Raw genomic sequence first — 24,171 nt, forward strand, 5'->3', positions numbered from 1 at the left:
TGCCCCGCCCGGAAGGGGTGTACGCGCGTGCCCGCACTTGTGCTGCTCGGTGCTCAGTGGGGTGACGAAGGCAAGGGAAAGGCGACGGACCTGCTAGGCGGCTCCGTCGACTATGTGGTGCGTTACCAGGGCGGCAACAACGCCGGTCACACGGTCGTCGTCGGCGACCAGAAGTACGCGCTCCACCTCCTCCCTTCCGGAATCCTCTCGCCCACGTGTGTCCCGGTCATCGGCAACGGCGTCGTCGTCGACCCGTCGGTCCTGCTCTCCGAGCTGAGCGGTCTGAACGAGCGTGGCGTCGACACGTCCAAGCTCCTCATCAGCGGTAACGCGCACATCATCACGCCGTACAACGTGACCGTCGACAAGGTGACGGAGCGCTTCCTCGGGAAGCGGAAGATCGGTACGACGGGGCGCGGCATCGGGCCGACCTACGCCGACAAGATCAACCGGGTCGGCATCCGGGTCCAGGACCTCTACGACGAGTCGATCCTGACCCAGAAGGTCGAGGCGGCCCTCGACGTCAAGAACCAGATGCTCACCAAGCTCTACAACCGGCGGGCCATCGCCGTCGAGCAGGTCGTGGAGGAGCTGCTGGGCTACGCGGAGAAGCTCGCTCCGTTCGTCGCCGACACGGTCCTGGTCCTCAACCAGGCCCTGGAGGACGACAAGGTCGTCCTCTTCGAGGGCGGGCAGGGCACGCTCCTCGACATCGACCACGGCACGTATCCGTTCGTGACGTCCTCGAACCCGACCGCGGGCGGTGCCTGCACCGGCTCCGGCGTCGGCCCGACGAAGATCAGCCGGGTCATCGGCATCCTCAAGGCGTACACGACCCGCGTCGGCGCCGGCCCGTTCCCGACCGAGCTCTTCGACGCGGACGGCGAGGCGCTGCGCCGGATCGGCGGCGAGCGCGGTGTGACGACCGGCCGGGACCGCCGCTGCGGCTGGTTCGACGCGGTCATCGCCCGCTACGCGACCCGCGTGAACGGCCTGACGGACTTCTTCCTCACCAAGCTCGACGTGCTGACGGGCTGGGAGCAGATCCCGGTCTGCGTCGCGTACGAGATCGACGGCAAGCGCGTCGAGGAACTCCCGTACTCCCAGACCGACTTCCACCACGCGAAGCCGGTCTACGAGACGCTGCCGGGCTGGTCCGAGGACATCACCAAGGCCAAGTCCTTCGCGGACCTGCCGAAGAACGCGCAGAACTACGTGAAGGCGCTGGAGGAGATGTCCGGCGCCCCGATCTCCGCGATCGGCGTGGGCCCGGGCCGGGACGAGACGATCGAGATCAACTCGTTCCTGTAGGGCTGCGGTTGGGCGACGCACTTGGGCCGGTCTTGGTAATCCTTGACCGGCCCTTGGGCTTTCCGTGGTTACGCCGGTAACGGGCGACGGTCAGCATCTACGCGGGTAGCCCGCCGCCTCCCGCATGCCCCACCCGTCCTCTCCGCCTTTCAGGAGCCCTGAATGCCCGTCAATCCCATGAACCGCCGTGAGTTCGTGCAGAAGTCGGCCGTCACCGGCGCTGCCGTGGCCGTCGCGGGAACGGTCGGTACCGGCAGCGCCGAGGCCGCCGAGGCCGGCCACGCCAAGCCGCCGAAGGCGCCCAAGACCTGGAGCTTCTCCATCCTGGGCACCACCGACCTGCACAGCCACGTCTTCAACTGGGACTACTACACCAACGCGGCGCCCGTGGACTCCAAGGGCAACACCTACGGCATCGCCCGCATCGCGACCCTGGTGAAGAACATCCGCAAGGAGAAGGGCGCGGACCGGGTCCTCCTCGTCGACGCCGGCGACATCATCCAGGGCACGTCCCTCGCCTCCTACTTCGCGAGCGTCGACCCCATCACCGGCAAGAACGGCAAGCGCGGCCCCAAGCACCCCATGGCGATCGCCATGAACGAGATGCGCTACGACGCGGCGGCCCTCGGCAACCACGAGTTCAACTACGGCATCGAGACGGTCCGCACCTTCGAGAAGCAGTGCGACTTCCCGCTGCTCGGTGCCAACGCCCTGGACGCCAAGACGCTGCAGCCCGCCTTCCGGCCCTACACCGTCAAGCACATCAAGGTCCCGCACGGCCCGGACATCAAGGTCGGCATCCTCGGCCTCACCAACCCGGGCATCGCCCTGTGGGACAAGGACAACGTCTCCGGGAAGATGGCCTTCACCGGCCTGGTCGAGCAGGCGAAGAAGTACGTGCCGCGGCTGCGCGCCCTCGGCTGTGACGTCGTCTTCCTCACCGACCACTCCGGCCTGGACGGCTCGACCTCGTGGGGCGACGAACTCCCCTACGTGGAGAACGCGTCGAACCTGGTCGCCGAGCAGGTCCCCGGCATCGACGCGATCCTCGTCGGCCACACCCACGTCGACGTCCCGTCGTACACGGTGAAGAACGCGGAGACGGGCGAGGACGTCCTGCTGTCCGAGCCGTACTGCTACGGCTACCGCCTCTCCCGCTTCGACTTCGAGCTGGAGCACGTGCGCGGCTCCTGGAAGATCACCAAGAAGACCGCCACCACCCTGAACAGCAACACGGTGGCCGAGGACCCGCGGATCACCGAACTCCTCACCGCGGACCACCAGTTGGTCGTCAAGTACGTCAACACCGCGATCGGCACCTGCACCGCGGCGATGACGACGGCGGAGGCCTGCTGGAAGGACGTCCCCGCCATCGACTTCATCCAGCAGGTCCAGATGGACGCGGTGAAGGCGGGCCTGTCGGCGGCGGACGCCGCGCTCCCGCTGATCTCGGTGGCCGCGTGCTTCAGCCGTACGGCCACCATCCCGGCCGGTGACGTGACGATCCGTGACGTGGCGGGCCTGTACGTCTACGAGAACACCCTGTACGGCAAGAAGCTCACCGGCGCCCAGCTCAAGGACTACCTGGAGTACGCGGCGAAGTACTACCACCAGGTCCCGGCGGGCACGGCGGTGGACACCGCCACCCTCACCAACGCCAACAGCTTCTGGGACTACATGTACGACATGGCGGCCGGCGTCGACTACGAGATCGACATCGCGGCGGCCGAGGGCTCGCGCATCAAGAACCTGACCTACAACGGCACCGCGGTCGCCGACGACCAGGTCTTCGTCGTCGCCGTCAACAACTACCGGGCCAACGGCGGTTCGGGCTACCCGCACATCGCCGCCGCGGAGACCGCCTACAGCTCCACCAACCAGGTCCGCGACCTGCTGATCGCCTACGCCACGGCCAAGGGCACCATCGACCCGTCGGCCTTCGCGGCCACCAACTGGAAGCTGACGCAGGGCGGCACGCCCGTCTTCTAGCGTTCGTCTGCCGCGGTTCTGTGGCGGTCCCACCTCGTGTGGGGCCGCCATTTTTTGTTTGCTCGATAAGCGGAACCTGTCAATTTCCATAGCGAATTCAACCCAATCTGTGAAATCTTAAGGCTGTGAATTCTGAAGGATTTCGGAGGCGATTCGAAGCTGTTCTTCAGTCGTCTTTCACGCATTGAGTGTCGACGGTGTTGTTGGTACTGTCCGTGGCGTCACAGCAGGCCAATGGGTGTCTCCCGTAAGGCTGTTGCGTTTTTTCATGCCTTTCTCCCCCTGTCTTCAAAGGAGAGGTTCGTGAGCAGAGAAAGAACCCGCCAGGTGCGTACACGGCGGACGTGGCGGGGTGTGGCCGGAGCTGCCACGGCCATAGTCCTGGTCGGCGGCGGATTCGCCGTGGCGAACGCCTCGACCGAAGGGGCCCAGAAATCCGACGCGGGTGTCCAGCGCCCGGTGAACAAGAAGGCCACGGGCGTCGCGGGCGTGGTCAGCGCCGCCAACGCGTTCCTCAACACCCTCACCTCCGACGAGCAGTCGGCGACGCTGCTGGACTTCACCCAGGCGAACGCGACCGCCTGGTCGAACCTGCCGTGCGGCTCCTCCTGCCGCGTCGGCATCGAGTTCAGCTCGCTGACCACCGACCAGATCGCCGCCGCCGAGGCCGTGCTGAAGGAGGCCCTGGGCACCGGCAAGGACACGGGCTACCAGCACGTCCTGCAGACCCTCGCGGCCGACGACGTGCTCGCCTCCGCCCAGGCCACCAGCAGCGCCGGCGCACCCACGGACGCGCCCTCGGCCGCGCCCACCGACTCCGCCTCGGCGGACCCGAGCGCGACCTCCACCGACACCGCCGTTCCCACCGACGCCCCCACGGGCGCCCCGCCCTCCGGCGGCACCGGTGGCGGCGGTGGCGGCGGTGGCGGGTACGGCAGCAGCCAGTACTTCCTGGCGTTCCTCGGCACCCCGTCGGCGACCGGCACCTGGCAGCTGCACTTCGGCGGTCACCACCTCGCCGTGAACATCACGTACAAGAACGGCAAGGTCGTCGGAGCCAGCCCGTACTTCACCGGCGTCGAGCCCTCCAGCTGGACCACGACCGACGGCACCACGGTCGCGCCGCTGAACAGGTTCCGCGACGGCATGCTCAAGCTGACCGCCGGCCTGAGCGCGGCGGAGCTGGCCAAGGCCAAGCTGTCCGAGTCGTTCAGCGACGTGCTGCTCGGCCCGAACAAGGACGGCGACTTCCCGGAGACCAAGGAAGGCATCAAGGTCAGCGAGCTGTCGGCGAAGCAGAAGAAGCTGGTCATCGCCGCGATGCGCCCCTGGGTGGCGGACGCGGACGAGGCCACCGCCGCGAAGCTCATGAGGACGTACACCAAGGAGCTCGACCAGACCTACATCTCCTACTCGGGAGGCACGGGCCTGGACACGCAGGGCGACTACGTCCGCATCGACGGCCCCAGCGTCTGGATCGAGTTCGTCTGCCAGAACGGTGTCGTGTTCCAGAACCAGGTCCACTACCACACCGTGTACCGGGACCACACCCGCGACTACGGCAGCGAGTTCTCCTTCTCATGACCGGACCGCGAAACTGGCTCACCACCGCCCTGACACGCCTGGTGGCCGGGATCGCGATCGTGGTACCGGCGGCGCTCCTGCTCGGGGCGCCGCCGGCCGCCGCGCATCCGATGCCGCACTCGGTGGTGCAGCTGGACGTGTACCGGTCGTCGGTCGCCGCCCGCCTGGAACTGCCGGTCAGCGACTTCTCCCGGGCCAGCGGGATCGACCTCACCGGGACGACCAAGGCCCAACTGCCGTCCCGGGCCGCCGCCATCCGCACCTACCTGCTGAAGCACATCCACCCGACCACCGCCCGGGGCACGGCCTGGCGGGTCGCCATCGGTTCCATACACCTGAGCGCCACCCGGCAGACGTCCACCGGCCCCTACCGCGAACTGACCGTCGCCGCGGTCCTCACCCCGCCCGCCGGCGCCGACGTACGCCGCTTCACCTTCGACTACGACGTGATCGTGCACCAGGTCGTCACCCACGTGACCCTCGTGACGGTCCGCCAGGACTGGGCGAACGGCCAGGTCGACGGCGAGGGCGCCACCCAGGTCGGCACCATCGAGCTCGACGTCCGGCACATGAAGGTCCCGGCCCTCGAGGTCGACCTCGGCTCCGGCAGCGCCTGGCGCGGCTTCGTCGCCATGGTCGGACTCGGCGGTAACCACATCCTCACCGGCACCGACCACCTGCTCTTCCTGCTGATCCTGCTCCTGCCGGCCCCCCTCGCCGCGACCGGCGGCCGCTGGTCCGGCCTGGTGGGCCCCCGCAAGGCACTCGCCCGTATCGGCGGCATCACCCTCGCCTTCACCGCCGGCCACTCGGTCGCCCTGGCCGCCGGCTCCCTGGGCCGGCTCGACATCTCGTCCTGGCCGGTGGAGGCGTTCATCGCCGCGAGCATCCTGGTCGGCGCGATCCACGCGATCCGCCCCCTCTTCCCCGGGCGGGAAGCGCTCGTGGCCGGCGTCTTCGGCCTGGGCCACGGCATGGCGTTCTCGTTCGTGCTCGCCGAAATGCACCTCTCCACCGGCCAGTTGGCCACCAGCCTCCTCGGCTTCAACCTCGGCATCGAACTGGTCCAGCTGCTGCTGGTCTGCCTCGCCCTGCCCTCGCTCCTGGTCCTGGCCCGCCTCCGCGTCCAGCCCGTACTCCGCCTCACCGGCGCGGCGCTCACCGGCGTGGCGGCCCTCGGCTGGCTGGTCGACCGCCTCGGCCTGCCCAACCCGGTCGCCCGCGCGGCCGACAGCGCGGGCTCCCACACCACTCTGCTGCTGGTCACCCTCGCGCTGACCGCGCTCGCCAGCACCGGGTGGGCCCTGGCCGCCCGCATGCGCAACGCACCGCAGGGCGAACTCAGGCCGCCCCGATGGCGTGCAGCCCCGGACCGTTCATGAGCCTGCGGAAGCCGTCCTCGGCCGCCGGGTCCGCCGGGGTGACGGCGCCACGTGATCGGCACCGCGACCATCACGGCGTCGGCCCACCGCGCCTGACGCCCCCCGGCTCAGAGCTGCATGGCGGCGCGGACCAGTCCGGCGACGGCCCGGGAGCGGCTGTGCGGCGGCCACGCGATCACGGTGGTGACCGGCGGTGCGTCCACCACCGGTACCGCGGCGAGGTCCTCGCGCAGCTGGGACCGGACGGACTCCGGCACGACACAGCAGGCGCGGCCCAGCGCGATCAGCTGGTACAGCTGGGCCTGGTCCCGGACCTCCGGACCGGGCCCCTCCGGGTACCTGCCGTCGCGGCCTCGCCAGCGCGCCAGGGGCAGCCCGGCCGGTTCGGCGACCTCGGCCGTCCGCACCTGCTCGCGGACGGCGAAGGGATGCCCGGCCGGCACCACCAGTACCTGGCCCTCCGTCAGCAGTTCCTCGGTGTCGAAGCCCGCCGCGGAATCGAACGGCAGGTGCAGCAGCGCCACGTCGGCCCGTCCGTCACGCAGCATCCGCTCCTGCTCGCCGACCCCGCACAGCAGCAGATCGACGGCGACCGCGTCCGGTTCGGCGGCGTAGGCGTCGAGCAGCTTCGCCAGCAGTTCGCCGGACGCGCCCGCCTTCGTGGCCAGCACCACGCCCGGCCGGCCGGACGCGGCGAGCGCCGCGCGCCGGGTGCGCTGCTCGGCGGCCGCCACCGCGTCCAGCGCCGCCCGGGCCTCCCGCAGCAGCACCGACCCCGCCTCGGTCAGGGTGACCGCGCGGCTGGTGCGTTCCAGCAGGGTCGCCCCGAGCCGCCGTTCCAGCCGGCTGATCGCCCGCGACAGCGGGGGCTGCGCCATCCCGAGCCGCTGGGCCGCCCGCCCGAAGTGCAGCTCCTCGGCAACAGCCACGAAGTACCGCAACTCCCGCGTCTCCACACCTCCATGCTACCGATCCGGCCGGGATCGATACCCCTGCGGTATCGCTGCCCACCCGATCGGTCCTGGCCCATACGCCCCGGCCCCGGACAGGATCGAAGCATGACCGAACAGCAGAAGACCGCGCTGGTCACCGGCGCGAACAAGGGCATCGGACACGAGATCGCGGCCGGCCTCGGCGCCCTCGGCTGGCGCGTCGGCGTCGGCGCGCGCGACCCGGAGCGCCGGGAGACCGCCGTGGCCAAGCTGCGGGCGGCCGGCGTCGACGCGTTCGGCGTGCCGCTCGACGTCACCGACGACGCGAGCGTGACCGCGGCCGCAGCGCTGGTCGAGGACCTCGCCGGACACCTCGACGCCCTCGTCAACAACGCCGGTGTCACCGGCGGCATGGCACAGACGCCGACCACCGCCGACCTCGCGACGGTACGGGAGGCCGTCGAGACCAACGTCATCGGCGTCATCCGCGTCACCAACGCGATGCTGCCGCTGCTGCGGCGCTCGCCGTCCCCGCGGATCGTCAACGTCTCCAGCAGTGTCGGTTCCCTCACCCGGCAGACCGCGCCCGGCGCCGAAATGGGTCCGATCGCCGTCGCCTACTCGCCGTCCAAGACGTTCCTCAACGGCGTCACCGTCCAGTACGCCAGGGAACTCCAGGACACGAACATCCTGATCAACCTCGCCTGCCCCGGCTACTGCGCCACCGACCTCAACGGCTTCCAGGGCCACCGCACCCCGCAACAGGGCGCGGCGACCGCGATCCGCCTCGCCACCCTGCCCGACGACGGCCCGACCGGCCGCTTCTTCGACGACGACGGGGAGGTGCCCTGGTGACTCACCCCGGGGCACGGGCTCACCCCTGCTGAGTAGCTCTACTCGGGCGGGAACGCGCGGTCGGGGACGAGACGGGGAGCATGAGCCTTCCACCGTCGTGCCCCTCGCAGGGCGGTCCCCTCAGGGTGGTCTTCGCCGTCGTGGCCGTACTGCTGCTCGCGGTCGCCGTCGCCGTCAACGGGCCGCTGTTCCTCGGCATGGCGTTCGCCGGTGACAGCTGTGGCACCTCGGCCGGAACAGCCCGGTTCCGCGACGACTCCGGCGGATGGATTCTCGTGGCGACGTTCGGGCCGGCGGTCGCGCTGGCCGCGGCGGCGGTCACGGTCGTGCTCGGGACGGTGCGGGCCCGGCGACCGTGGATCGTCGAGCAGGGCTGACCGCGGTCCCGAAGACACACCCCAAGGCTCCGGACCGGCAAACGGTCCGGAGCCTTTTCACTCACACAGAGATGAATACGCGGCTCACGGCCGCTTCAGTGGTGCGTGACGGCCTACCAGTCGCCGCGGCCGCAGTCGGAACCGAGGTCGGTGAACTGCGCGCCCGGGCTGCCCTCGCCGTTGAGGAGGTTGCCGGCGAGCCCGTTGGCGATGCCCACGTTGCCGAGGATGTCGAGGTTGAAGTCGTGGGACCGGCAGCCACCGCCGTGACCGCCGTACGCGTGCTGCTGCGCCGTGAGGGCGGTGGCCGGGACGGTGCCCATGAAGCCGACGCCACCGACGATGGCGATCGTGACAGCTGCCTTGTGAAGCTTGCGCATGTTCCTCCTCGAGCTGATGAGAGCGCGCGGTCATATGAACTGATAAGCGCTCAATTCGGAGGCTAGATCGACATCGCTCGCCGCGCTCTTCGGAGGAGCCATATGGGGTGTGACGGTCATCCGGGTGACCAGCCGTCAGCGTGACCTGTCATCAGCGTGACCTGGCGTCAGCTGAAGACGATCATCGAACCCTGGGCCAGGCTGCGGGTCGCCGCCGCGTGCAGGCCCAGCCACACGTGCCGTTCCCGCGCGAACGGGCTCGGGTCGTAGGGCGCCGGGACCGCCGGTTCCTCCAAGTCGGTGGGTGCGGCCGGGGGTTGGGGCGGCGCCGGGGGGTTCGCCGGGTCGATGCCGATCGACGGGGCGACGTACTCCAGCTCGCGCAGCAGGGCGTGGGAGGAGCCCAGCGGGCCGCCGCTGGCGAGGAGTTCGTCACTGGAGAGCGGGCGCGGGAAGTCGACCGGGACGTAGGCGCCCGCGTGGTCGTAGTGCCAGACCAGGTGCGACTGCTGGGCCGTCGACTCGAACATCTCCAGGAGCTGCTCGTAGTCGCCGCCGAGGTCGTCCACGGGGGAGACGGGCAGGCCGCAGACCTGGAGGAGGTAGGCGCGGCGGAGGAAGTGGAGCGCGTCGTAGTCGAAGCCGGCCACCGGGGCGACCTCGCCGGACAGGCCCGGCATGTACTGGTACACCGGCACCGGGGGCAGCCCGGCCTCGGCGAGCACCTTGTTGTATTGCGCGAGTTCCTCGGCGAAGGGATTGTCGGGGGTGTGGCACAACACGTCGACGAGCGGTACCAGCCAGAGGTCACAGGCCAAAGAGGGCTCCTCATATCAGCGCGTTCACAGCAGGTGCTCAGCTAGGTGGTCAGGGAAGAGTAGTCCGTGCGGCGCCGGTCAGCTCCCCTCGTGCAGGTCCCATACCCAGACCCCACCGGTCCACTTACCGGGTTTTCCGGTCAGGGCCTCCACCGCCTGTCGTAGTTTCTCGTCATTGGGTTGCGGGGCGACCACCAGGGCCCCCGCCTTCCAGTACGCGAAGTCCTTCTTCGCCTGCGCCCGCCAGTTCTTGCCGATCACCGGCACCTTGCCGGAGTAGCGGACGTCCCGCAGCATGCTGGAGGTGTAGCGCGGGACGGCGCCGTAGATGCCGGTGCGGTCCGCGCCGTAGGGGCCGTTGAAGTACCCGCCGGGGAGCTTGAAGCCGAGCCCCGCGCTGGTCTGCCAGTGCAGGGCCTCGGCGTAGCCGGGATCCGGGAGCGGGAGGGGGACGAGGGACTCGCCCTTGCCCACGTACGACTTCCACATCCCGCTGCTGATGAACGACGGGACCGCTTCCCGCTGTTCGGACTTCAGCGGGGCGGGGACGATCGGGAGCAGGGCGAGGGCGACCGCCAGCAGACCGAAGTACTGGGCGCCGGGGCGGCGGGTGGCCAGCGCCTTTTCGACCGCGAGCGCGAGCAGGATGCCCAGTGCCGGGGCGCAGATCATCGCCACCCGGCCCTCGATGACGGACTCGAAGAGCGGGAACTTCCGCACCAGCGCCCAGGGCCCCGGATACACCGTCTCCGTGAGCGGGATGCGGATCTCCGGGCCCATGGACAGCACGGCCGCGGCCACCGAGGTGAACGCCAGCGCCTTGACCAGCGGCCGTTCCCAGAGCCGTACGACGATCCCGAAGGCGACCAGGACCAGCGGCCAGCCGTAGAAGGCGTTCTGCTCGGTGGGGTTGAGGGAGAGCTCGTTGGCGCGGCCGGCGTCGCCGTAGAGCATCGAGCGTTCGGCGAAGGCGAGGAGGGAGAGGGGGCTGTTTCCGGCGTTGTCGCCGTGCAGGACGCTGTGGTAGCTCTGCGGGCCCGAGAACTGCCAGTGGAGCGGGAGGGCGACGAGGGGCAGGCAGACCGCCCCGGCGATCAGCAGGCCCTTGCCCAGCGGGCGCCATGCCTCCTTCGCCACCTGCGGGCGTACGGCCGCGTAGGCGAGGGCGAACAAGGTCATCCCCAGTGCCGCCAGCAGGAACGGCTCCTCGCCCAGGAAGACCTGGTACGCCGCCATCAGGCCGAGCACGATCCCGTCCCGCCGGACCCGGGCGCCGGTGGCGAGGCGCAGGGCGCGGTCGATGACCAGCGGGATCATGAACAGGATCACGAAGTTGGGGTGCGCGTTGGCGTGGCTGACCATCGGCGGCGCGAAGGCCGCGAGGGCCGCGCCGACGAAGGCGGCGGCCCGGTGCCGTACCACCCGCCTGACGATCAGCCAGTACCAGGCGACGGCGGTCGCGGCGAGGCCCAGCGCCATGCAGACGGAGAGCGAGACGGCCGGACCGGCCATGAGGGTCAGCGGGGCGAAGGGGACCGACAGGCCCAGCATGACCGTGTTGGCCATGAGGTTGACGCCGTCGGGGAAGTTCTGGAAGTCGGAGAAGAGCGGGTTGCGGAAGTGCGCGAGGTTGTCCGCGGTCACCGCGAAGAACCACTCCCACTGGTTCTGGTCCTGGAGGGAGTCGGTGAGGTAGCGGTGGTCCGGGTCGAAGAAGCGGCCCGAGTAGAGGGCGACGGAGAGGGCGAGGAAGAGGACGGGGACCAGCAGGTCCGCCGGGCGCAGCCGGCGCAGCCGCAGCCGGGCCAGGTCTGCGAGGACCTTCGGGTAGTCCAGCGGGCCCACCTTCGAGCCGGGCTGGTGGCTCCAGCGGACCGGGACCTCGGTGACGGGGTGGCCGGCGCGGTGCAGGTGCTGGAGGACCTCCACGTCGATGCCCCAGCCGTCGAGCCGGGAGCCGGCGAAGGCCTCGCGGGCCAGGTCGCCGTCGAAGAGCTTGAACCCGCACTGGGTGTCCCTGAGACCCGGCACGGCGGTGGCGCGTATCAGCAGGTTCCCGGCGCGGCCGAGCAGTTCGCGCAGCCGGTGCTGGTGGGCGGCTATCTCCGCGCCCGGCACCGCACGCGAGCCGATCGCCGCGGCGCCGCCCTCGCTGAGCGCCTTGTCCAGCCGCTCCAGCTCCTCGATCGGCGCCGCGAGGTCGGCGTCGGTGACCAGCACACGGCCGCCGGAGGTGGCGGCGACGCCGAGCCGCAGGGCGTTGCCCTTGCCCCGGTTGCGGTCGGCGGTGACCAGCCGGACGTGCGGGTGCTGTAAGGCCGCGACCTCGCGGGTCCCGTCCGTCGAGCCGTCGTCGGAGACGATCACTTCCCAGGAACCGAAGCGGCTCTCGTTGTCGGCGAGGTAGCGGGTGACGGCGTCGAGGGTCGGGCCGAGCCGCTCCTCCTCGTTGTACGCCGGGATGACGACGGAAAGGTCGACGGTGGTGGGCGCGGTCATCCGTCCTTCTCCGCCAGTCGCTCGATCAGGGCGAGGGAGTGCGTGTTGTACGCGGCGACGATCCCCCGGGCGGCCTCCGTGTCCCGGCGCGACAGCGCGTCGACCAACTCGGTGTGCCGGGACCACAGATACCCGCGTAGATCGGGCAGCCGGCGAAGATGCCGCACCGCGCACACCCAGGACTGCACGCGCAGCCGGTGCAGGAAGTCGGCGAGGTAGGGGTTGCCGAACAGGGCGGACAGCTCCCGCCAGAACCGGAGGTCGTAGCCGATGAGGACGGTCAGGTCACCGGCGGCCGCGGCGCGCTGCGCCTCCTCGCCACGCCGCCGGACCGCCGCCAGGGCGGCCGAGACCCGGGGCTCCTCGGGGTCCTTGAAGGCGGGGTGCAGCCCGTCGGTGAGGGCCTGGAACATGCCGTCGGTGACCAGGCTGCGGGCCTCGATCATGCCCCGGTAGTCGGCGAGCGTGTACTCCGGAACCCGGAACCCTCGGTGCTGGTCGGCGTCGAGGATGCCCTGCGCCGACAGGTCGACCAGCGCCTCGCGGACCGGGGTGGCGGAGACCCCGTACTGTTCGGCGATCTCCTTGACCGTGAACTCCCGGCCCGGCTGGAGCCGCCCGGCGAGCACTTCGTCACGGAGCGCGTCCGCGATCTGCTGGCGCAGGGTACTGCGGGTCACAGCGCCGTTGCCGGGCATCGTGGGGTCCCTCTCCTCACGCGTTCGGGTGACGTGCTCGCTTACACGTACATGTACGAGCACGCCACCTTACGCGTTCGGGTTCCGCGTGTACTCCTTCCGTGTCCGCGAAGCTACCCGTGGGTCGTTTCTACGGATCCTGTGAGCGTCCTGTGCTGTAGCGCCCCGCAAGGGGTGCTGGGGGTACCCCCGGCCGAAGGCTGGGGGAGGAACTGCGCGACCAGCCCCCACGCACCCGCAGCCAAAACCCGGCCTCAACCCACCGTGTACTCGTCGGCCACACTCAGCGCCGCGTCCAGCGCAGCGAACCCTTCCTTCAGCTCCGCCTCACTCACGTTGCACGGCGGCACGACATGCGTCCGGTTCATGTTCACGAACGGCCACAGCCCGTGCTTCTTCGCGGCGGCCCCGAACGCGGCCATCGCCGCGTTCGCCTCCCCGGCCGCGTTGTACGGCACCAGCGGCTCCCGGGTCTCCCGGTTCTTCACCAGGTCGAGCGCCCAGAACATGCCGACCCCGCGGACCTCGCCGACGCTCGGGTGCCGCTCGGCGAGCGAGGCGAGCGCGGGTCCGACCACCTCGGCCCCCAGCCGCTTCGCGTTCTCGACGACCCCCTCCTCCGCCATCACGTTGATGGTGGCGACGGCCGCGGCGCAGGCCAGCGGATGCCCGGAGTACGTCAGCCCACCCGGGTAGGGCCGCCTGCCGAAGGTCTCGGCGATCTTCTCGCCGATGGCCACACCGCCGAGCGGCACGTACCCGCTGTTCACGCCCTTGGCGAAGGTCATCAGATCGGGTACGACCCCGAACAGGTCGGCGGCGAACCACTCACCGGTCCGCCCGAACCCGGCCATCACCTCGTCCAGGACGAAGACGATCCCGTACTTGTCGCAGATCTCCCGGACACCGGCGAGGTACCCGGCCGGCGGCACCATGATCCCCGCGGTGCCGGGGATGGTCTCCAGCACGATGGCCGCGACCGTCCCCGGCCCCTCGAAGGCGATGGTCGTCTCCAGGTGCTCCAGCGCCCGCGCGGTCTCCTGCTCCTCGGTCTCCGCGTAGAAACGGGAGCGGTAGAGGAAGGGCGCCCAGAAGTGCACGACCCCGGCGGCGGCGCCGTCGGAGGCCCAGCGGCGCGGGTCGCCGGTGATGTTGATCGCCTGCTGGGTGCCGCCGTGGTACGAGCGGTAGGCGGACAGCACCTTCGGGCGCCCGGTGTGCAGCCGGGCCATCCGCACGGCGTGCTCGACGGCGTCCGCGCCCCCGTTGGTGAAGAAGATCTTGTCGAGGTCCCCGGGCGTCCGCTCGGCGATCAGCCGTGCCGCCTCCGACCGCGCCTCGACGGCGAAGGCGGGAGCGAAGGTCGTCATCTTCGCGGCCTGCTCCTGGATGGCGGCGACGACCTTCGGGTGCTGGTACCCGACGTTGGTGAAGACGAGCCCGCTGGTGAAGTCCAGGTAGCGCCGGCCGTCGTAGTCCCAGAAGTACGACCCCTCGGCGCCGGCCACGGCAAGCGGGTCGATGAGGTCCTGCGCGGACCAGGAGTGGAAGACATGCGCACGATCGGCCGCCTTCACGGCGGCTCCGGCCTGGTGATTGGGCTGAGGGGTCATGCGGGGGAGCGTAGGAGCGGCCGGCACCGGAGCGGTATCGGCGACCTGTTCCGTGGCCAGGGGGATTCCGCGACAGATTGTCCACAGCCTGGGGACATGGCCCGCGGTCGGTCCCTGTTACGTAACCGTAGACATGGCACTGCGCGATCCCCGGAAGGGCCGCATTATTCTCGGCTCGATCACAAGTGTGAGCGAGGGGCGGATCTGCCATGGAGAAGCTGGGGCCGGGGGATCCGCAGCACATCGGGAGCTACCGGCTGCTGGCGCGGCTGGGCGCGGGCGGCATGGGGCACGTGTATCTCGCCCGGTCGGAGCGCGGTCGTACCGTCGCCGTGAAGCTGGTGCGGGCGGAGCTGGCCGCGCAGGAGGAGTTCCGGGCGCGCTTCCGGCAGGAGGTCCGCAACGCCCAGCGGGTCGGCGGGTTCTGGACCGCGCCGGTGCTCGACGCCGACACCGAGGCCGCCGTGCCCTGGGTGGCCACCGGCTATGTGGCCGGGCCGAGCCTCCAGCGGGTCGTCGAGCACGACCACGGGCCGCTGCCCGAGCGGTCGGTGCGCATCCTCGCCGCCGGGCTTGCGCACGCGCTGGGCAACATCCACGCGGCCGGGATCGTCCACCGGGACCTCAAGCCGTCCAACGTGATGCTCACCATAGAGGGGCCCCGGGTCATCGACTTCGGCATCGCGCGGGCGCTGGAGACACTGCCCGGCGAGCGGCTCACGCAGACCGGCTCGCTCCTCGGCTCGCCCGGCTTCATGGCCCCCGAGCAGGTGCGCGGCGACCGGATCACCCCGGCCTGCGACATCTTCTGCCTCGGCTCGGTGCTCGCCTACGCGGCCACCGGCCGGGTTCCCTTCGGCTCCACGGAGGGCGGCGCACACGCCCTGATGTTCCGGATCGCCCAGGAGGACCCCGACCTCTCCGGCCTCCCCGAGGACATCGCCGACGTGGTCCGCGACTGCCTGCGCAAGGACCCCGCGGCCCGTCCGTCACTGGACGCGATCCTGTCCCGGACGGGAGCGGGCGACACGGTCTGGGAGGGCCGGTCGAGAGACCCGTGGCTGCCGGGGGCACTGGTGGCGCAACTGGGCCGCCACGCGGTGGAGCTGCTGGAGGTGGAGGACCCGACGGTCTACGGGGCCTTGAACGAGGCCCCGGCAACCGCGGCCGCGGCGACGAATCAATGGGCGCAGGGGCCAACTCCCCGAGGGGCGCGGGGCGGTGTCGAATCTGCGGCTGCCGCCGCGGGGGCGCGATCAGCCCCCACCGACCCGCAGCCGCCCCACAACGCCTCGTCCCCCGAACACGCCCCCGCCCACCCGGCCTACGGCTACCCGAACCAACCCCACCAGCACCCGCAGTCGTCGCCGAACCCGTACAACCCGTACACCGCGACCGCACCCGAGCCCGCCCCCGACCCCACCCAGATCTACCCGCCCGTCCCGCCGCCCCCGCTGTACGACCCCCTCCCCGCCGACGAGCCCCGCCGCACCGCCCGCTCCACCGCCCTCCTCGTCACCGTCGCCCTGATCGTGCTGCTGGCCGCGGGCGGCTCCGTCTACGCGCTCATGAACAGCGGCGGCGGCGACGGCACGGACGCCAAGGCGGGCGGCCGGACCGCCGCCGCTCCCTCGGCCACCGCCCCGACCACCGCCGCGGAGCCGTCGCCCACCGAGCCGCCCTCCTCCTCGGCCGCTCCCAAGGGCACCGTTCCGAGCGGCTTCCTCGGCACCTGGGTCACCTCGATAGACAACGACACCGGTCACAACACCCGCGAACTGGCCATCCGCCAGGGTGCCGTGGGCGACACGGTCCTCACCCTGGTCGCGGACGGCCCGGGCTACCACTGCGAGTTCGCGGCGAAGCTGGCCGAAAAGCCGGGCTCGGACGGTCCGTTGGAGATCGGCCCGTCCACGGTCACGGCGGGCAAGCCCCGTTCGTCGTGCACCGCCGGAGAGGCCACCGAGGTGACCCTGCTCCCGGGCGGCAAGCTGAAGCGCGTGACGAAGGGCGGCGACGAGAGCCTGACCTACAGCAAGGAGTGAACTGCCGCCGGACCCGGGGTAGTTGAACGTTCGGCGAACAACAGTGCGGGCGACCGATATGTCCCTTCACGGCCGCATCCGGCCCCTTACGGTGACCCCACCATCCGACTCCGGGGAGTGGCGGGGGCACCCACATGGAGTGGCTGAGCGCGGAGAACATCGTCGCCGTGGGGACCGCGGTGCTCGGCATCGTCGCGTCTGCGGGCATCTTCTGGTACGAGCGCCGGGTCCCGCGCCGTAAGCGCATCGGCTACCGGGTGCAGATGGACAACCCGATCGGCGACGACGTCCGTTCGGGCCGTATCGGCAGACGCCTGGGCCTCTTCGACGAGGCCCCGGACATGACCGACGCCACCCTGGTCCTGCTGCGCATCGAGAACGACGGCTCCCAGGGCATCGGGCGCGACGACTACACCAGTCCCGAACTGCACGGTCTCACCGCGGTCTTCACCGACCGCATCATCCGCGGCGTCTCGGTCACCCAGCCGACCGACAGCGACCACCTCATGCCGCACTTCACGCCGGACCGCGGCTTCGGCTATTCGGGCAACACCCTGCGCATCCCGCGGGTCCCGCTCAACCACGGCGAGCACTTCAAGCTGCTCGTGCTGCTCTCCGGCGGTGACGTCGGCCGGGAGATCAGGATCGTCGGCGGTCTCCACGACGGCGAGGTGCACCCCAACCGCAGCGCCACCCCGGACGACGCCACGCCCCTGTTCAGCCGCGCCTCCCGGCTGATCACCATCATGCTGACGCTCAGTGTCCTCACCCTCGCCGCGATCGTCGTGGCCCGTGACGACACCCCGCCGCCGATCGGCTGCTCGAAGGGCTCGCTGCGGGTCATCGGCTCGACCGCCTTCGCCCCGGTGATGCAGGACGCGGCGAAGAAGTACGAGAAACAGTGCGAGGGCGCGTCGATCACGGTGGACGCGCACGGCTCGACCGCCGGGATCAGGGAGCTGGACGGCGCCGGGAAGGACGCGAAGAACGGCTCCCCGCCGGTCCTGGCCCTCTCCGACGGTCCCAAGCCCACCGACATGCCCCAGTTGAAGGAGAACCGGGTCGCCCTGGTGGTCTTCGCGCTCGTCGTGAACGACGACGTGCCGCTGCGCAACCTCACCACGTCCGACGTGCGACGGCTGTACCGGGGCGAGATCACCGACTGGAAGCAGCTGGGCGGCCCCGACCTGCCGGTGGTGCTGGTCAGCCGGGACGCCAACTCCGGCACCCGGCAGGTGTTCCAACGGCGGGTCCTGAAGCGCGGCGAGATCGCCAACTCCTCCGTGGACTGCCTGCACAAGGACGACCCGACGGCGAAGGTGATCCGCTGCGAGCTGGACTCCACCGACCAGGTGCTGTCGGAGGTGGCCCAGCTGAAGGGCGCGGTCGGCTACGCCGAGCTGAACAGGGCGGAGGGCGCGAAGGGTCTGCACATCCTCTCGCTGGACGCCGAGGCCCCGTCGGTGGACGCGATCGAGCGCGGCGTCAGCCCGTACCCGTACCGCGAGATCGAGTACGCGTACACCTACGGTCAGCCGGCCGCCACCTCGCTGGCGTCGAGCTTCCTGTCGTACGTCGAGAAGGGCAACGGCCAGGACGTGATCCGCTCGTACGGGCATGTGGCCTGCTACACGCCGGTGGGCATGAAACTCTGCGCGTGACGCCCGCCGCCCGCCCCGGTCAGCCGAGGCTCACCCAGCTCCCCTGCGCGGCCGAGCGGCTCATCGCGTCCAGGGCCGTCGCGCTGCGCACGGCGTCCTCCAGGGTCGGGCCGTAGGAGGTGCCCTCGGCGACGGACCGCAGGAAGTTGCGGGCCTCGATCACCTTGAGGTCGTCGTAACCCATGGCGTTGGCGGCGCCGGGCTGGAAGGCGCCGTACTCGCCGTGGCCGGGGCCGACGAAGACGGTGGAGACGGGCTGGTCCTGGTAGGAGGTGCCGAGGCTGACGCCCAGCTCGCCCATCCGCCGGTAGTCCCAGAAGACGGCGCCCTTGGTGCCGTGCACCTCGAAGCCGTAGTTGTTCTGCTCGCCGACCGAGACCCGGCAGGCCTCCAGGACACCGCGGGCGCCCGAGGCGAAGCGCAGCAGGCAGTTGACGTAGTCCTCGTTCTCGACCGGGCCGAGTTCGCCGCCGGTGGCGAGGGTGTGGCCGGCGGTGGCGCCGGTGGGCCGGGCGCGCTCCGGGATGAACACCGCCGTGTCGGCGGCGAGCGACTCGATGTCGCCGAGCAGGAAGCGGGCCAGGTCGACGCCGTGCGAGGCGAGGTCGCCCAGCACCCCGCCGCCGCCCCGGGCCCGCTCGTACCGCCAGGTCAGGGCGCCGTCCGGGTGGGCCGCGTAGTCGCTGAAGAGCCGGACGCGGACGTGTGTCACGGTTCCCAGCTCACCGGAGGCGATCAGCTCACGGGCGTGGGCGACGGCGGGCGCGTTGCGGTAGTTGAAGCCGACCGTCCCGCGCACCCCGGCCTTGGCCACCGCCTCCGCCACCGCGCGGGCGTCCTCGGCGGTCAGCCCGACCGGCTTCTCGATCCAGATGTGCTTGCCGGCCTCCGCCATGGCGACGCCGATCTCGCGGTGCAGGAAGTTCGGTGCGGTGATGCTGACGGCGTGCACCCGCGGGTCTGCGGCGACCTCGCGCCAGTCCCGGGCGGTGGACGTGAACCCGAACTGCGCGGCGGCCTCCTCCGCCCGCCCCGGCACCTCCTCGGCAACGGCCACGAGCTCGGGCCGCACGCCCAGCTGCGGGAAGTGGTGCCCCACCCGCTGGTAGGCCTGCGAGTGCACCCGCCCCATCCACCCGAATCCGACGACGGCGACGCCGAGCGTACGCACCATGGGGCTGCCCCTCCTTGGACCGTCCAGAGCCTGCGTGCTCACGATGGGGCGCCGCTTCCAAAGATGTCAAGACATTCGGGCGTCTGGACAAGGCCGTGTGCACCGCCGTCGTGGTTGCCCGCGCAGTTCCCCGCGCCCCTCAGGGGCGCCTCCGCGGCCCCGCCCGCTACAGCCCCCCGTCAGGCGCGCGGGCAACTGCGCGACCAGCCCCCCACGGCGCGGCACCGAACCACGGCGCGAAGCCCCACCCCCTAGGGGCGCGGGGAACTGCGCGAACACCCCCGCGGCGCGGCACTGAGCCACGGCGCGATGCACCCACCTTCTAGGGGCGCGGGGAACTGCGCGAACACCCCCGCGGCGCGGCACCGAACCGACGACGCGCACCCCCTCTCACCGCGGCTCCGGCGGCCGCTGCCTCGGCATGTTCGGGCGAGCCCCGTTCGGCCCCGGCGGTAGCGGGAACCGTCCGTTCAGATGCCCCGCATCCGCCCGCGGCCCCGCCGTCACCGTCGCCTGCATGCCCAGCGGCGCCGGCCCCGTCCGGAACTCCACCATCCAGTCGGCCGTCTCCGTACGGACCAGCTCGGTCACGTCCTCGGAGAACCTCCGCAGCACCCCCAGGCACCGCTCGGCCGCCTCACTCGCCGTACCCTCGGCCGGCCCCAGCACCTCCCGCACACTCTCCGACGCCCAGTCGAACTGCAGCACCTGCAGCCGCCGCTGCACGGCCTGTGCGGTCGCCATGTCCCTTATCCAGCCGGACGTCACCCCGAAGAACCGGTCGATGCCGACGCAGGACACCGCCAGCAGCAGCGCGAGATATCCCCAGGGCGCGACCCCGCCCACCACCCCGGTGAGGTCGAGGAGCGGCAGCGCGGCCCCCAGCACCGCCCCCACGGCCGCCCCGCACCGCAGCGCCCTCGCCCCCCGCCGCTTCCAGACCCGGTCCGCCAGATACCACCCGGCCGTCTCCAGCGCCCCGCGCTCCACCCACCGGTACAGCTCGTCGAGCCGCTCGGCCGGCTCGCCCCAGTCCCCGAGCGGGAACGCCCGCCCGGTCAGATCACCCGGCCGCAGTCCGGCCGCGCCCTCGCCGCCCCGCCCGTCCTGAGGCGGCCCCTCGGGCTGCATCTCCGGCTGACCCACCCGGCACTCCCTTACTGATCCCGACCGGTCACGTTCCGTGACATCGGACCTGACATCGGACTGACGTCGGGCCTGACACTGGCCCCGGCACTGGACCTGACAATGGATGCTGACGACGGGAACCCTTCCTACCGCCCAATGGGTGGCGAAGGCTGTGCTTTCGTCTCTTTTCCGCCCGGAAGGGGGTCTTGATCAGGTATAGGGCGGCCGGGAATCTCACTCGAAAGAGTGGCGGGGCGATGGCTGCGTCGACCACGTAGGCTCATGCACAACAGAGAAAATCCGGACCCGACCCAGGAGCTGATCGTGATCCCCGGTGGTGGCCAGCCCAACATGCAGCAGCTGCTCCAGCAGGCCCAGAAGATGCAGCAGGACCTGGCACGGGCCCAGGAGGAACTGGCGGGCACGGAGGTCGAGGGACAGGCGGGCGGCGGCCTGGTGCGGGCCACCGTGACCGGTTCCGGCGAGCTGCGCGCGCTGAAGATCGATCCGAAGGCGGTGGACCCGGAGGACACCGAGACCCTCGCCGACCTGATCGTCGCGGCGGTGCAGGCGGCCAACGAGAACGCCCAGGCGCTTCAGCAGCAGAAGCTCGGCCCGCTGGCGCAGGGTCTGGGCGGCGGCAGCGGCATCCCCGGCCTGCCGTTCTGATGTTCGTCGCCCGCACGACACCCGCACCGCCTTCCTAGGACAGGCGGCAGCCAACTACCGTACGTACCGAAAGACTCCAGGAAGGGCAGTCCGTTGTACGAAGGCGTGGTCCAGGACCTCATCGACGAGCTGGGGCGGCTGCCCGGCGTCGGTCCGAAGAGCGCGCAGCGGATCGCCTTCCACATCCTGCAGGCGGAGCCGACGGACGTACGGCGCCTCGCGCAGGCTCTCCTGGAGGTGAAGGCGAAGGTCCGCTTCTGCGCGACCTGCGGCAACGTGGCACAGGAGGAACTGTGCAACATCTGCCGCGACACCCGCCGCGACCCGACGGTGATCTGTGTCGTGGAGGAGCCGAAGGACGTCGTCGCGATCGAGCGCACGCGTGAGTTCCGCGGCCGTTACCACGTCCTCGGCGGCGCGATCAGCCCGATCGAGGGCGTCGGCCCCGACGACCTCCGCATAAGGGAGCTGCTCGCCCGCCTCGCGGACGGCACGGTCACCGAGCTGATCCTCGCCACGGACCCGAACCTGGAGGGCGAGGCGACTGCCACCTACCTCGCCCGCATGATCAAACCCATGGGCCTGAAGGTCACCCGCCTGGCCAGCGGCCTCCCGGTGGGTGGCGACCTGGAATACGCGGACGAGGTCACGCTCGGCCGCGCCTTCGAGGGGAGACGACTCCTAGATGTCTGACGCCACGCTGCACGCGACCGCGCAGAACCCCGACGACTTCGCGGTCCAGATCGCCGACCAGGTGGAGAGTTTCCTGGTGGCCGTCACGGAGGTGTCGAAGGGCGACGAGCCGGACTCGGCGGTCCCCTTCCTCCTCCTGGAGGTCTCCCAGCTGCTGCTGGCCGGCGGCCGCCTCGGCGCGCACGAGGACATCGTCCCCGACGAGCGTTACGAGCCGGACCTGGGCCCGGAGCCGGACGTCGACCAGCTCCGCGAGAACTTCGGACGCCTCCTCGACCCCATCGACGTCTACTCCGAGGTCTTCGACCCGTACGAGCCCCGCAAGGCGCCCGTCCCGGCCCGGATCTCGGACGACCTGGCCGACATCATCACCGACCTCCGCCACGGCATGGCCCACTACCGCGCGGGCCGCACCACGGAGGCCCTGTGGTGGTGGCAGTTCTCCTACTTCTCCAACTGGGGCCCCACCGCCTCCGCCGTCCTCCGCGCCCTCCAGTCCGTCCTCATCCACGTCCGCCTCAACCAGCCCCTCGAAGAACTGGACGGCCTCGACACCGACCAGGCCACCATGGGCGACGAGACCCTGGAGTTCGAGGCGGGCCAGGTCATGCAGCAGGAGATCGGCGGGCCGGTGGGGGTGCGGCCGGTCAAGTAGCCGTCCTCGGGAACCGGCCCACCCGCCCCAGCAGGTCGAACAGCTCGCTCGGGGACTGCGTTACGCCGTTGCCCCGGGCGGCGGCCACCTGCTCCCGGCGGGCCGTCGCGCCGGTGCCGCCGTAGACGAACACCGGGGTCGTGGCATCGGTCTCGCGGATCTTCCGGATCAGCGTGAGCCCGGCTTCGGGGTCGAACCCGCCGGCCTCGGCGCGGCCCATGTCGGAGATCACGGCGTCGAAGGGCCGCGATGCCCTCCGCAGGGCCCGCAGGCCCTCGTCCGTGGACTCGGCCTGTACGACCTCCACGCCCATCGCCTGTAACTGGGCGGTCTGGTAGGCGTTGTTGGAGGGGTTGTCATCGACCCACAGAACCCTGTGCAGGACGCGTTGCGGCGGTGGCGACGGCTCCTGCCGGAGCCGGCTCCGATCCGTCCGGACCGTGAGTTGCTGCTGGAGCTCCGCGGTGGTCTCGACGACCTGGTTCGTGAACTCCTGAACCGTCAGTTCGTTGTTGCCGACCTTGATGCTGAAGGCCCGGTGCCTGACGATGCCCCGGATCTCCGGAAGCAGCTTCCACACCACCCAGGCGGCGAACAGCGGCCAGGCCAGCCCGGTCAGCGCCCTGATCAGTTCCGTCGCGTCCTTCATCACAGATCCAGCCCCCCGTCCGGGCCGTCCGGGTCCAATCCGTCGTCCGGGTCGCCCAGCTCCGTTCGATCCGGGTCGAGATGGCCCCAGTTGCGACGGCCCCAGGTGAGGTCCGGGTCGAGACCGTCCGGGGCGAGATCATCCACTTCCAGTCGGTCTCGACGTAGACCAGACGGATCTGGGTCAGGTGGGTCCGGTACGTCCACCACCTCCAGGCCGAGGTCCAGCGGCACCAGCGCGAGGTCGGGCAGTTCTGCGGTGGCCAGCAGGACTCGCATCCGGCGCCGGCCGAAGTGCCGTGTGCCCATCGCCGTCGTGCCGATCACGTCCAGGTCCGCCACGTCGATCGGGGCCGCGCCGTTGGACCAGGTCAGGGTGTTGGCCATGGCGAGGTCGACCGTCCTGGCATAGGCGCGGGACAGTTCGGCGAGCGTGTCGGCGTACCGTCGGGCGGCCTCGCTGTCCTCGGGAGAGAGCATGTCCACCGCCAATCCCCAGAAGGTCCGCACCGGCATGGCCATCGACCCCATGGGAACGACGCCGTCCCGGTGCGGTGACTCGGTCGCGAAGGACCTGAGCTCTGTCGCCTGCGGGCTCCCGGGCGTGGTGAGCAGGGCGCAGGCCAGGAGCAGATAGGCCTGCTGCTGGACATGTCCGAGGATGTCGTCCGGCCGGTGGTCCTCCAGCCCGAGCTCGACGAGTGGTTCGTTCTCGCGGTGTCGCTGCCCGGCGGTGCGCAGGAGCCGTTCCACCCAGGAATCGAGCTGGTCGCCATGGCTGACAGGTGCCAGCGAGGCGCTGAGGTAGGCGCCGTAGGTGAGTCCGGCCCGGGTGAACAGTGAGGCGGCGTGGAGCAGCAGTTCGACTCCGGCGTCCTGTTCGACCAGCCACCGCCACTGGCCCGCGAGGCGGTACGCCGACGCGGCCTCGACGAGGGCCTTGAAGTCGACGTTCTCCTGGTCGGGTTCCACGAGGCGCCCGTATGCCTCGTGGAAGTCCGCGGCGGTCCCCGCCTGCTCGGCGCGGAGCCCCAGGAGGTCCAGTGAGCGAGAGGTCATC

General features: G+C 70.8%; 21 protein-coding genes. 11 read left to right on the forward strand and 10 right to left on the reverse strand.

Annotated elements, in window-relative coordinates; translation table 11 throughout:
- Positions 1 to 27: 27 nt before the first annotated feature.
- The 4 genes from ACZ4UV_RS28165 to ACZ4UV_RS28180 all read left to right on the forward strand — a co-directional run bounded on the left by ACZ4UV_RS28165 (position 28) and on the right by ACZ4UV_RS28180 (position 6,266).
- On the forward strand, positions 28 to 1,311 hold the full coding sequence (locus tag ACZ4UV_RS28165) for an adenylosuccinate synthase (RefSeq protein ID WP_390048583.1): 1,284 nt from the start codon (positions 28 to 30) through the stop codon (positions 1,309 to 1,311).
- A 162-nt stretch (positions 1,312 to 1,473) separates the two neighbouring features.
- Positions 1,474 to 3,300, forward strand: coding sequence for a bifunctional metallophosphatase/5'-nucleotidase (locus tag ACZ4UV_RS28170; protein ID WP_467841585.1), 1,827 nt, complete (start codon positions 1,474 to 1,476; stop codon positions 3,298 to 3,300).
- A 303-nt stretch (positions 3,301 to 3,603) separates the two neighbouring features.
- Complete coding sequence (locus ACZ4UV_RS28175) at positions 3,604 to 4,884, forward strand: DUF3500 domain-containing protein (RefSeq protein WP_467841588.1); 1,281 nt, start codon at positions 3,604 to 3,606, stop codon at positions 4,882 to 4,884.
- Positions 4,881 to 6,266, forward strand: coding sequence for a HupE/UreJ family protein (locus ACZ4UV_RS28180; protein ID WP_467841591.1), 1,386 nt, complete (start codon positions 4,881 to 4,883; stop codon positions 6,264 to 6,266). The genes ACZ4UV_RS28175 and ACZ4UV_RS28180 overlap by 4 nt, the downstream gene beginning before the upstream one ends.
- A gap of 107 nt (positions 6,267 to 6,373) precedes the next feature.
- On the opposite strand, the gene ACZ4UV_RS28185 is transcribed toward ACZ4UV_RS28180, so the two are convergent.
- Positions 6,374 to 7,222, reverse strand: a complete 849-nt coding sequence (locus ACZ4UV_RS28185; RefSeq protein WP_451021836.1) for a LysR family transcriptional regulator — start codon at positions 7,220 to 7,222, stop codon at positions 6,374 to 6,376.
- A 102-nt stretch (positions 7,223 to 7,324) separates the two neighbouring features.
- On the opposite strand from ACZ4UV_RS28185, the gene ACZ4UV_RS28190 reads away from it, so the two are divergent.
- Together ACZ4UV_RS28190 and ACZ4UV_RS28195 are read left to right on the forward strand one after the other, a co-directional pair.
- Positions 7,325 to 8,053 carry an SDR family oxidoreductase gene (locus ACZ4UV_RS28190; protein WP_390049491.1) on the forward strand — a complete coding sequence of 243 codons (729 nt, stop codon included), beginning with the start codon at positions 7,325 to 7,327 and terminating at the stop codon, positions 8,051 to 8,053.
- 80 nt (positions 8,054 to 8,133) lie between these two features.
- Complete coding sequence (locus ACZ4UV_RS28195; RefSeq protein WP_451021835.1) at positions 8,134 to 8,430, forward strand: hypothetical protein; 297 nt, start codon at positions 8,134 to 8,136, stop codon at positions 8,428 to 8,430.
- Between the two features lie 113 nt (positions 8,431 to 8,543).
- Here ACZ4UV_RS28195 and ACZ4UV_RS28200 read toward each other — a convergent pair whose 3' ends face one another.
- From ACZ4UV_RS28200 to ACZ4UV_RS28220, 5 genes are all read right to left on the reverse strand, one after another.
- Positions 8,544 to 8,810, reverse strand: a complete 267-nt coding sequence (locus ACZ4UV_RS28200; protein WP_451021834.1) for a hypothetical protein — start codon at positions 8,808 to 8,810, stop codon at positions 8,544 to 8,546.
- A gap of 167 nt (positions 8,811 to 8,977) precedes the next feature.
- Complete coding sequence (locus ACZ4UV_RS28205) at positions 8,978 to 9,628, reverse strand: hypothetical protein (RefSeq protein WP_294002930.1); 651 nt, start codon at positions 9,626 to 9,628, stop codon at positions 8,978 to 8,980.
- A gap of 78 nt (positions 9,629 to 9,706) precedes the next feature.
- Positions 9,707 to 12,127, reverse strand: a complete 2,421-nt coding sequence (locus ACZ4UV_RS28210) for a dolichyl-phosphate beta-glucosyltransferase (RefSeq protein WP_451021833.1) — start codon at positions 12,125 to 12,127, stop codon at positions 9,707 to 9,709.
- Complete coding sequence (locus ACZ4UV_RS28215) at positions 12,124 to 12,825, reverse strand: GntR family transcriptional regulator (RefSeq protein ID WP_390049506.1); 702 nt, start codon at positions 12,823 to 12,825, stop codon at positions 12,124 to 12,126. The genes ACZ4UV_RS28210 and ACZ4UV_RS28215 overlap by 4 nt, the downstream gene beginning before the upstream one ends.
- Positions 12,826 to 13,079: 254 nt before the next feature.
- Complete coding sequence (locus ACZ4UV_RS28220; protein WP_451019458.1) at positions 13,080 to 14,438, reverse strand: aspartate aminotransferase family protein; 1,359 nt, start codon at positions 14,436 to 14,438, stop codon at positions 13,080 to 13,082.
- A 209-nt stretch (positions 14,439 to 14,647) separates the two neighbouring features.
- On the opposite strand from ACZ4UV_RS28220, the gene ACZ4UV_RS28225 reads away from it, so the two are divergent.
- Positions 14,648 to 16,483 (forward strand): serine/threonine-protein kinase, encoded by a 1,836-nt coding sequence (locus tag ACZ4UV_RS28225; RefSeq protein WP_467841597.1) that lies wholly within the window; start codon positions 14,648 to 14,650, stop codon positions 16,481 to 16,483.
- 134 nt (positions 16,484 to 16,617) lie between these two features.
- The gene (locus ACZ4UV_RS28230; protein WP_467841600.1) at positions 16,618 to 18,144 is read left to right on the forward strand and encodes a substrate-binding domain-containing protein; all 1,527 of its coding nucleotides are present in this window, start codon (positions 16,618 to 16,620) and stop codon (positions 18,142 to 18,144) included.
- Between the two features lie 19 nt (positions 18,145 to 18,163).
- Here ACZ4UV_RS28230 and ACZ4UV_RS28235 read toward each other — a convergent pair whose 3' ends face one another.
- Together ACZ4UV_RS28235 and ACZ4UV_RS28240 are read right to left on the reverse strand one after the other, a co-directional pair.
- Positions 18,164 to 19,318 carry a Gfo/Idh/MocA family protein gene (locus ACZ4UV_RS28235; protein WP_451019461.1) on the reverse strand — a complete coding sequence of 385 codons (1,155 nt, stop codon included), beginning with the start codon at positions 19,316 to 19,318 and terminating at the stop codon, positions 18,164 to 18,166.
- Positions 19,319 to 19,708: 390 nt separating this feature from the next.
- A complete protein-coding gene (locus ACZ4UV_RS28240; RefSeq protein ID WP_451019462.1) occupies positions 19,709 to 20,464 on the reverse strand; it encodes an SLATT domain-containing protein in 756 nt (251 codons plus the stop codon).
- Positions 20,465 to 20,770: 306 nt separating this feature from the next.
- Between ACZ4UV_RS28240 and ACZ4UV_RS28245 the strand changes: the two genes are divergently transcribed.
- From ACZ4UV_RS28245 to ACZ4UV_RS28255, 3 genes are all read left to right on the forward strand, one after another.
- Positions 20,771 to 21,115, forward strand: a complete 345-nt coding sequence (locus ACZ4UV_RS28245) for a YbaB/EbfC family nucleoid-associated protein (RefSeq protein ID WP_351487147.1) — start codon at positions 20,771 to 20,773, stop codon at positions 21,113 to 21,115.
- 93 nt (positions 21,116 to 21,208) lie between these two features.
- Positions 21,209 to 21,808, forward strand: coding sequence for a recombination mediator RecR (recR, locus tag ACZ4UV_RS28250; RefSeq protein WP_093500254.1), 600 nt, complete (start codon positions 21,209 to 21,211; stop codon positions 21,806 to 21,808).
- Positions 21,801 to 22,463 carry a DUF5063 domain-containing protein gene (locus ACZ4UV_RS28255; protein ID WP_451019463.1) on the forward strand — a complete coding sequence of 221 codons (663 nt, stop codon included), beginning with the start codon at positions 21,801 to 21,803 and terminating at the stop codon, positions 22,461 to 22,463. The genes recR and ACZ4UV_RS28255 overlap by 8 nt, the downstream gene beginning before the upstream one ends.
- Here the strand turns inward: ACZ4UV_RS28255 and ACZ4UV_RS28260 are convergent.
- Complete coding sequence (locus ACZ4UV_RS28260; protein ID WP_451019464.1) at positions 22,456 to 23,112, reverse strand: response regulator; 657 nt, start codon at positions 23,110 to 23,112, stop codon at positions 22,456 to 22,458. The genes ACZ4UV_RS28255 and ACZ4UV_RS28260 overlap by 8 nt on opposite strands.
- Positions 23,112 to 24,170: a hypothetical protein gene (locus ACZ4UV_RS28265; RefSeq protein WP_451019465.1), complete on the reverse strand. Its 1,059-nt coding sequence runs from the start codon at positions 24,168 to 24,170 to the stop codon at positions 23,112 to 23,114. Before ACZ4UV_RS28265 ends, ACZ4UV_RS28260 begins: the two co-directional genes overlap by 1 nt.
- Position 24,171: the final 1 nt, after the last annotated feature.

It is taken from the genome of Streptomyces sp. NPDC028289 (genome assembly GCF_055565975.1).

Coding starts and splice junctions, on each gene's coding strand:
- ACZ4UV_RS28235 (WP_451019461.1), bottom strand. CDS start 19,318: ATGGTGCGTACGCTCGGCGTCGCCGTCGTCGGATTCGGGTGGATGGGG.
- ACZ4UV_RS28170 (WP_467841585.1), top strand. CDS start 1,474: ATGCCCGTCAATCCCATGAACCGCCGTGAGTTCGTGCAGAAGTCGGCC.
- ACZ4UV_RS28225 (WP_467841597.1), top strand. CDS start 14,648: ATGGAGAAGCTGGGGCCGGGGGATCCGCAGCACATCGGGAGCTACCGG.
- ACZ4UV_RS28195 (WP_451021835.1), top strand. CDS start 8,134: ATGAGCCTTCCACCGTCGTGCCCCTCGCAGGGCGGTCCCCTCAGGGTG.
- ACZ4UV_RS28230 (WP_467841600.1), top strand. CDS start 16,618: ATGGAGTGGCTGAGCGCGGAGAACATCGTCGCCGTGGGGACCGCGGTG.
- ACZ4UV_RS28255 (WP_451019463.1), top strand. CDS start 21,801: ATGTCTGACGCCACGCTGCACGCGACCGCGCAGAACCCCGACGACTTC.
- ACZ4UV_RS28210 (WP_451021833.1), bottom strand. CDS start 12,127: ATGACCGCGCCCACCACCGTCGACCTTTCCGTCGTCATCCCGGCGTAC.
- ACZ4UV_RS28265 (WP_451019465.1), bottom strand. CDS start 24,170: ATGACCTCTCGCTCACTGGACCTCCTGGGGCTCCGCGCCGAGCAGGCG.
- ACZ4UV_RS28215 (WP_390049506.1), bottom strand. CDS start 12,825: ATGCCCGGCAACGGCGCTGTGACCCGCAGTACCCTGCGCCAGCAGATC.
- ACZ4UV_RS28220 (WP_451019458.1), bottom strand. CDS start 14,438: ATGACCCCTCAGCCCAATCACCAGGCCGGAGCCGCCGTGAAGGCGGCC.
- ACZ4UV_RS28200 (WP_451021834.1), bottom strand. CDS start 8,810: ATGCGCAAGCTTCACAAGGCAGCTGTCACGATCGCCATCGTCGGTGGC.
- ACZ4UV_RS28260 (WP_451019464.1), bottom strand. CDS start 23,112: ATGAAGGACGCGACGGAACTGATCAGGGCGCTGACCGGGCTGGCCTGG.
- ACZ4UV_RS28190 (WP_390049491.1), top strand. CDS start 7,325: ATGACCGAACAGCAGAAGACCGCGCTGGTCACCGGCGCGAACAAGGGC.
- ACZ4UV_RS28180 (WP_467841591.1), top strand. CDS start 4,881: ATGACCGGACCGCGAAACTGGCTCACCACCGCCCTGACACGCCTGGTG.